Consider the following 7,815-nt stretch of genomic DNA (forward strand, 5'->3'; position numbering starts at 1 on the left):
ATACATTACAATACTCTTCCATTCCAATACCCACTGATGAATTTATCGTAATGATATTCGTTTTTTCAGAAGTTGATAACAAGTATAGCTCTAATGGAAGCTTACTTGATAGAAACTCAATACCCTCATGTTCAAAACATTCATAATCACACCTTTTTTCTAGAGGATGGAGCTTTAAAACTGGTACTATTCCTCTTTCTTTACTGAGTGAAATAATTGTTCTGTAGATAGTGAGAAAGAAGTCATCACTTATTAACTTATCTTTGATTTCAGTAAACACGGGTTGTGTAGCAATAATTAAACCACCGTCAGAGAAGCCAGGTATATCTTTGAATCTAAAGCAAGTTTTTATAGTGTCGACAACCGCTTTATCCTTTGATAACGTTAACTGCTTGCCTTTATGTATGATGTTATTAGGCAGATTATCGGGGTGAATAGCAAAGACTTCTCTGCATTGGTCTTTTTCTCCGAAAACATAATATTTAGGTTGTTTGCCCTGTAGGTATCTCAGTACCTGTTTAGGTATTGAGTCAATTGTATGCTCAATGTAATTGCCCATACCGTCTTCGATCATAGAGTAAGATTGATTTAACAGTCTAAATAATCGAGACATTTTGTTGTTATCATTGAAAAGAAATAAGTTATCAATCGTAAAGTTTAAATTACTATCATAGCTTTGTAATAAGTTGCTCAGTTTATAAAGAATAGAGTTTGATACGGGAATGCCACGTAGTGAACAAAATAGAATAAGTCTCCCAATGAGGCCACTTTTCTTTATGTGTTTAACTAACGACTTTCTGTTAGCTAAAATTAAATCTATATTATCCGGCAATTGTGTTAGGTCGAATTGCTGTGGTTCTATATTTTGGAAGTCATAGAAGAAGATAATAACTGCTTGATTATTACTATCTTGAGCTTTATACAGGCTAAATAATAAATGTCTTACTGTAGAGCAGATGTAAGTATCTTTATTCGTTGCTGTCATTATTATGCCCTTTTTTATAATTAGCAAGTGAAGCGCTTAGCAAGATTGTGGTCCACACTAAATAAAAAATTGTTCCGGAGTTGTGATTGAAAAAAGCTTGCGTCAGACAATAACCAACCATAAGTATAACGCTTACTATTCCAAGTAGACTAAATTCCTTAGCATTTTCGCAAGACGATGGGTTGTTCAATACTTTAAAGAAAAGGAACAGGGGTACTACAAATATAGCCACTAAGGCGCTTAGCCCTACTATTCCTGTTACTGAAGCAGCCTCAAGAAATTGGTTATGGTCATGATAAGTCATTCGAGATACTTGCTTATCTATAACCCCCGCATCACCTAATGACTTCCTTTTTTCGAGTCTTCCCTCAGTACCAGCACCCACTAGTGGGTTCTCTAAAAAAGTGATTGATGCACTTTTCCATAAGTTGAGTCGAATGCCTACAGAGGTAAAGGCGTTGATACTTGAATTGTACTGGTTGTAATCACTCAGAGCCTCGTTAATACGAGAGGTTACGGTATCGTTAGTACTAAGAGTTGCGACTGCAACGGTTATTGATGCGATAGTTAGAAGGATAACTTTTATTCGGAGCAAGTTGAACTTGTAGTGAATAACAACTAGCGTAGCTAAAGGTACTAGTAACCAAGACCCTCGGCTTTCAGACTGTAAGCTAGCCCAAGATCCTAAGGCGAATGCAATCAAAGAAAGGATAGAAAATAGTTTATTCCTATTTTTTATCTCCAACAGTGCTATAGCAAGACTAGATATAGCAAAAGTGGTGACCATGCCTCCCGTTTGTATTTGCATATATCCTTCAAACCAAGCGTTGGGAATCCGTCCATCAAACGCTCGCAGCTCGGGATAGTTTTGGAGGAAGTATAGGGCAACTACAGCTGAGCACATGGAAGCTATATTTATCCCGAATGTAAGGCTCCTCCATGAGGGGGGATAGCGTAATAGGGCAATAAAAATAGGAATAGCCAGCAGTGCTCTGCTTGGTTTGTCTATGAAGCTCCATCTCTCACCATGGATAAGCTTTAATACGACAAAAGAGATAAAATAATAGCAAAGTGTATATATAAAAAGCTTTTCTTCAGAGCTTAATTGAGGTTTATGCTTATTTAGAAACAAGCTGAGAATACAAGCGAGTAGTAAGAAAATACTAGAGTAGTTGTATCCCGAGCCATAAGCTATGCAAATAATGGGAAAGCAAGCTGCAAAAAAGGGTACTGCTTTTGTATTAGAAAAATGAGTTGTGAACATTGTATTGTGGCTAATTACTATAAGGGTTTACATTACTGTCCGGACGAGTCTTAAGTAGTCTTAAGATCCACATATATTGCTCAGGCTTTTTGCTCACGTAATCTTCAATGCATTGATTCATCATACGCGCATCTTGTTCTTCGCTTCCTGTTGGAAAGGGTAAGGCAGGGTAGAAATCTAGAGTATACTTGCCAGTATTACTGTCGTATTGGGCGAATAGTGGAACAATTTTAGCCTTACTAAGTTTAGATAATCGACCAAGGCCTGAAATAGTTGCTTTTTGTGTTGCGAAGAAGTCAACGAAGACGCTGTGCTCGCGACCAAGGTCTTCATCTGGAAGATAATAACCTAGGTAACCGTCTCTTACGGATTTAATAAAAGGCTTGATACCGCCGCTACGGTCATAAACTCGACCGCCGTATTGTACGCGCTGTCGATGCATCAGCCAGTCACTGAGCTTGTTTTTCTGGGCTTTCGCCATTGCAGATACCGGTAGATTGCGTGACGCGAGTAATACTGCAGGGATGTCGATAGCCCATGTATGTGGTACTAATAAGATAACATTCTCGCCACTGTCTGTAATATCAGTCAAGTTGTTAAGGCCGTTTATCGAGGTATTGCTCTCTAACCAATCTTTGCTTTTGAGGGTTAGGGATGCAAAGCCCATCAAAAATGAGATGGATGTAACGTATGATTTATAAAGAACTTCTTCGCGCTGTTCGATTGATTGCTCAGGAAAACACATCTCAAGGTTTACACGCGCTCGACGGTTGGCTTTATTTTTGATTTTCACGGCCTGCTTAGCCATAAATTTAGCTATAACTAAACGAATACTATTAGGCAAAAAGCTAACCAACGAAGATAGAAGTACTGCGATCCAGGTGCCCCAGTACTTCGGTGCTAAAAAGCTCCATTCAAATTCAGGATTGTATGCTTTTGGGTCAAAGTCATTGCGTTGTGCGGTCATCAATACACTACAGTCTTATTAGGGGAGCGGACTATGAGCTCGCTCCTCAGGAAATGATCATATTTTTATGATGACGGATTTAACAATAGAGTCCGTCATTAAATTCAACATTTGTTAACTTATTATGCGTTAACAAGCTTCATATATTCAGCAACACCGTCGGCGACAGATTTAAATTCAATATCACAACCTGTACTACGTAGTTTAGTTAAGTCAGCTTGGGTGAACTCTTGATAAGCGCCTTTTAAGTGCTCTGGAAATGGGATGGTTTCAATTTCTCCCTTGCCATGATGTTTGATTACCGCTTTTGCGACTTCTTCAAAGGACTCAGCATTGCCGGTACCTAGATTAAAAATGCCAGAAACGCCATTTTCTAAGAACCAGAGGTTAACGGCTGCTACATCACCAACATAAACAAAATCACGCTTAAAGGTTTCGCTGCCTGCAAATAGTTTTGGATTTTCACCAGAGTTCATTTGATTGTTCAGGTGGAAGGCAACAGACGCCATGCTGCCTTTGTGTTGTTCACGAGGGCCATAAACATTGAAGTATCTGAAGCCTACGATTTGTGAAAGTGTCTCGTTATGCGCTGCTGCATCTGCCGTTAAGCGACGAACATAGTTGTCAAACTGTTGTTTAGAGTAGCCGTACACGTTCAATGCACCTTCGTATTCACGCTCTTCAATGAAAGTGTCAGTTTCACCATATGTCGCAGCTGAAGAGGCATATAGGAACGGAATTTCACGTTCTACACAGTAATGAAGCAGCTCTTTTGAGTACTCATAGTTGTTAAGCATCATGTACTTGCCATCCCACTCAGTGGTCGCAGAGCATGCACCCTCGTGGAAAATCGCTTCAACATGACCGAAGTCATCGCCAGCCATTACTTGAGTTAGAAAGTCATCACGATCCATATAATCTGTGATGTCTAAGTCGACAAGGTTTTTAAACTTCTTACCGTCTTTTAAGTTGTCGACGACTAGAATATCGTTGTGGCCCGCTTCGTTAAGCGCCTTAACAATATTGCTGCCAATCATGCCAGCACCGCCGGTTACGATAATCATAATTCTCTAACTCTTTTGAATACAAAACTATCACGAGTATAGCAAGGAATGGATAAGGCGGGCTAGTGGAATAATTCCCCAACCAGAGTATGATACGGCAAGCTAAGTTATAAATTTTGTTGAGTTAATTGCTCAAAACTATAGGTATTATCATGAAGATTGCAGTAGCCGGTACAGGGTATGTAGGTCTCTCAAATGCGATGTTGCTAGCACAGCATCATCAAGTGATCGCAGTAGATATCATCGATGAAAAAGTGACGATGCTGAACAATAAGCAGTCGCCTATTGTTGATGCTGAAATAGAACATTTTCTGGCAAATAAAACGCTCAACTTCAGGGCAACGACCGATAAATCAGTGTATGAAGGTGCTGAGTTTATCATCATTGCAACTCCTACTGATTATGATCCTAAAAACAACTACTTTGATACCAGCTCGGTTGAGTCTGTTATCAAAGATGTGATGGCCGTAAATCCTAAAGCTGTGATGGTCATCAAATCAACGGTACCTGTTGGCTATACTGAACGGATCAAACAAGAACTGAGCTGCGAAAATATCATCTTCTCCCCCGAGTTTTTGCGCGAAGGTAAAGCGTTGTACGATAATTTGAACCCTTCTCGAATTATCGTTGGTGAGTGCTCTGAGCGAGCTAAAGTGTTTGCAAACCTTCTAGTTGAAGGTGCTGAAAAAGACAATATCGATGTTTTGTTCACCAACTCTACGGAAGCGGAAGCAGTAAAACTCTTCTCTAATACGTACCTAGCAATGCGCGTTGCATATTTCAATGAACTTGATTCTTACGCGGAAGCGCATGGATTGGATTCTCGCCAGATTATAGAGGGGGTAGGCTTAGATCCTCGAATTGGCAATCACTATAACAACCCTTCGTTTGGTTATGGTGGCTATTGTCTACCGAAAGATACCAAACAGCTATTAGCTAACTACCAAGATGTACCAAACAACATTGTTGGTGCTATTGTTGACGCTAACCGTACCCGCAAAGATTTTATTGCGGACTCAATCATCAAGCGTTCTCCAAAAGTGGTCGGCATTTATCGCTTGATCATGAAGGCTGGTTCGGACAACTTCCGTGCTTCTTCAATTCAAGGGATCATGAAGCGCTTGAAAGCTAAAGGTATCGAAGTTGTTGTGTTTGAACCGGTATTGAAAGAAGAGCACTTTTTCAACTCGAAAGTCTATTCTGATCTTGCTGAGTTCAAAGTGGTATCCGATGTGATTGTTTCTAATAGAATGGTAGAAGAGATCGCAGACGTAGCGGACAAGGTTTACACACGAGATCTGTTTGGTAGTGATTGATTTGGTTATATTTTAGCTAGTGCTAATTAGACCAGATGTTAACAGCTCGATCTATCCGTTTAGGGGCGATATACTGAACCACTAAACGGATAGGGATACTAATAACTAATGAAAACACGTGACAAGATTGTTTACGCTGCTTTAGAGCTTTTTAATGAGCATGGTGAGCGTAGTATTACGACCAATCATATTGCTGACCATATCGAGATCAGCCCTGGTAACCTCTACTACCACTTTCGCAACAAGCAAGAAATAGTCCGTGATATCTTTACCCTTTACTCTACTGAATTGCTCGAAAGGTTTACCCCCATCCAAGGTCAGAAAGAAAGTCTGACGCTATTGAAGCACTACTTAGATTCTATATTCACGTTGATGTGGAAGTACCGATTCTTCTATGCAAACCTCCCTGAAATCTTATCTCGTGACGAGCAACTTCACCTCGATTACATGGCTGTGCAAGAGAGATTACAAACTAATCTTGTCGATATCATGAGAGCTTTTGTTGAATTGAACTTGCTGAAAGCGACAGACTCAGAGATGAAGTCGATGGTGACTTCTCTTCACTTGATTGCATCGGGTTGGTTGGCCTATCAATCTGCAATGTCTCCAAAAGCACAAATAACGGAACAAGTGGTTCACCAAGGTATGCTGCAGATGATTGCGACCGTTAAACCGATTGCGACAGCGCAAGGTTTTGAACAGCTGACATTATTAGAAGATGGTGTCAGAGCGTTGAACTCGAAGTAGAAAGATGCGGGTAAGCGAGATTCGAGACTCCAAGAGTAGGGAAGGCTCTAGTCGTGGAATGTGTATAGCAACGTCATTCCCTACAGCGAGGAACGAGCGTGATAGGGAATCTATCTGTTGCCTATGAGGCTAGTGGTGTCACAGCGAGATTCCAGACATTTCGTACCTCAATTCTGGAATGACGAAGTCTGAGAAATACGAGTACAGATCTTCTCAATGAGTTAATTTGTACTTCTAATCTTGGCTACTCGCATCCCGCGCCTGCTCATAAGCTCTTCGTATCTCGGTTACTCGAATCCCGTATCTGCTTTTACCTAACCAACCAACTCTTTGGGTTTTGAGCTTGGCTGTTCCTGCGGATTTCAAAATATAGGGATGGGCGGGTTTGACCACCAGTATCACCCGCAAGGGCAATCGCTTCACCGGCTTTCACTTTATCGCCTTCCTTCTTGAGTAGTGCTTGGTTAAAGCCATAAAGCGTCATGTCACCTTTACCGTGATCAAGAAGGACTACTAAGCCATAACCTCGCAGGTACTCAGCAAATACAACGGTGCCTGAGTAAACAGATTTAACCTGCTGACCATATTTGGCATTGATCACCATACCTTTCCAGTTAACTTGTCCGGTTTGGCGTGAACCGTAGTTATGCAGAACTTTTCCTTTGATTGGCCAAGGTAGTTTTCCTTTACGCTTTGCTAGGCCATCCATAGGCACCGCGTTACGTCTTTCTCGAGCGGCTTTCTCTGCTTTGGCGATCTCCGCCTTGAGGCGAGTCTCATTACGCTGCAGTTCGGCTAAGTAATTTTTATCACCTGAGATGTTCTTCTTAATACTGCCAACGGTTTTCTTACGCTGCGTTTGAGTCTGGGCTAACTTGTCGCGTTTTGTTGTCTGTTGTTTTAACAAAGTTGCGATCTGCTCTTGTTCAAGTTGGCGTTGTTTATGGCTTTCTTCTAACTCAAGTTGTGTTTTTTCAATTGTTTTGATGGTTGCAGAACGAGCTTTAGCAAGATGTTGGTAGTAATGGCTGATGCGATCTTCTTCTACACCCGTGTTGAGAATGTGGGATGAGGCTTTAGCACGACTTGTCATGTAGTAAGTTTGGATCAGTTGTTCCAACTTATCGGTATGAACTTTTTTCTGAGCGGTAAGTGCTTTGATCTTAGCATCTAAGCTAGCAATATTTGCATTCGCCGTATTAAGCTGCTTTTTACTGTCTTTAATGTCTTTTTCCAATGCAGCAATAGACAGCTCTTGTTTCTTTAGACTTGCTTGTAGGCTATCGAGCTTCTTTTGCTGTGAAGAGAGGGCTTTTTGCTGGCGAGAGATCTCACTTGATACGCCTTTTAATTCACCTTGAGACGCGGCAAATGACGATGTTGATAAAAGCGTAGCACTGAGGCTTGCAGATATAAAAAGAGTTCGGCTTATGGCTCGAATATGTTTCATCATTATCGTCATTTAATTGTAT

The 7,815-nt window shown here is 40.8% G+C and carries 7 protein-coding genes; 2 read left to right on the forward strand and 5 right to left on the reverse strand.

Features of this window, described 5'->3' with window-relative positions; genetic code table 11:
- The 4 genes from BCT81_RS11715 to rfaD form a co-directional block, all read right to left on the reverse strand.
- A partial coding sequence (locus BCT81_RS11715; protein ID WP_102424437.1) for a glycosyltransferase family 52 occupies positions 1-985 on the reverse strand: 985 nt, incomplete at its 3' end.
- A complete protein-coding gene (locus BCT81_RS11720; protein WP_102424439.1) occupies positions 969-2,249 on the reverse strand; it encodes an O-antigen ligase family protein in 1,281 nt (426 codons plus the stop codon). The genes BCT81_RS11720 and BCT81_RS11715, both read right to left, overlap by 17 nt.
- A 10-nt stretch (positions 2,250-2,259) precedes the next feature.
- On the reverse strand, positions 2,260-3,216 hold the full coding sequence (gene lpxM / locus BCT81_RS11725) for a lauroyl-Kdo(2)-lipid IV(A) myristoyltransferase (RefSeq protein WP_102424441.1): 957 nt from the start codon (positions 3,214-3,216) through the stop codon (positions 2,260-2,262).
- Positions 3,217-3,338: 122 nt separating this feature from the next.
- Positions 3,339-4,280: an ADP-glyceromanno-heptose 6-epimerase gene (gene rfaD / locus BCT81_RS11730; protein WP_102424442.1), complete on the reverse strand. Its 942-nt coding sequence runs from the start codon at positions 4,278-4,280 to the stop codon at positions 3,339-3,341.
- Between the two features lie 152 nt (positions 4,281-4,432).
- Here rfaD and BCT81_RS11735 point away from each other — a divergent pair, with 152 nt between their 5' ends.
- Positions 4,433-5,596: a nucleotide sugar dehydrogenase gene (locus tag BCT81_RS11735; protein WP_102424444.1), complete on the forward strand. Its 1,164-nt coding sequence runs from the start codon at positions 4,433-4,435 to the stop codon at positions 5,594-5,596.
- 108 nt (positions 5,597-5,704) lie between these two features.
- The gene (locus BCT81_RS11740) at positions 5,705-6,343 is read left to right on the forward strand and encodes a TetR/AcrR family transcriptional regulator (RefSeq protein WP_102424445.1); all 639 of its coding nucleotides are present in this window, start codon (positions 5,705-5,707) and stop codon (positions 6,341-6,343) included.
- 310 nt (positions 6,344-6,653) lie between these two features.
- On the opposite strand, the gene BCT81_RS11745 is transcribed toward BCT81_RS11740, so the two are convergent.
- A complete protein-coding gene (locus tag BCT81_RS11745; protein ID WP_102424447.1) occupies positions 6,654-7,805 on the reverse strand; it encodes a peptidoglycan DD-metalloendopeptidase family protein in 1,152 nt (383 codons plus the stop codon).
- Positions 7,806-7,815: the final 10 nt, after the last annotated feature.

Origin of the sequence: Vibrio sp. 10N.261.52.A1, from assembly GCF_002876325.1 — a bacterium.
GTDB lineage: Bacteria > Pseudomonadota > Gammaproteobacteria > Enterobacterales > Vibrionaceae > Vibrio > Vibrio chagasii.

Bases quoted from the DNA above. Each gene is read 5' to 3' on its own strand.
- rfaD (WP_102424442.1), bottom strand. From the start codon at position 4,280: ATGATTATCGTAACCGGCGGTGCTGGCATGATTGGCAGCAATATTGTT.
- BCT81_RS11745 (WP_102424447.1), bottom strand. From the start codon at position 7,805: ATGACGATAATGATGAAACATATTCGAGCCATAAGCCGAACTCTTTTT.
- lpxM (WP_102424441.1), bottom strand. From the start codon at position 3,216: ATGACCGCACAACGCAATGACTTTGACCCAAAAGCATACAATCCTGAA.
- BCT81_RS11720 (WP_102424439.1), bottom strand. From the start codon at position 2,249: ATGTTCACAACTCATTTTTCTAATACAAAAGCAGTACCCTTTTTTGCA.
- BCT81_RS11740 (WP_102424445.1), top strand. From the start codon at position 5,705: ATGAAAACACGTGACAAGATTGTTTACGCTGCTTTAGAGCTTTTTAAT.
- BCT81_RS11735 (WP_102424444.1), top strand. From the start codon at position 4,433: ATGAAGATTGCAGTAGCCGGTACAGGGTATGTAGGTCTCTCAAATGCG.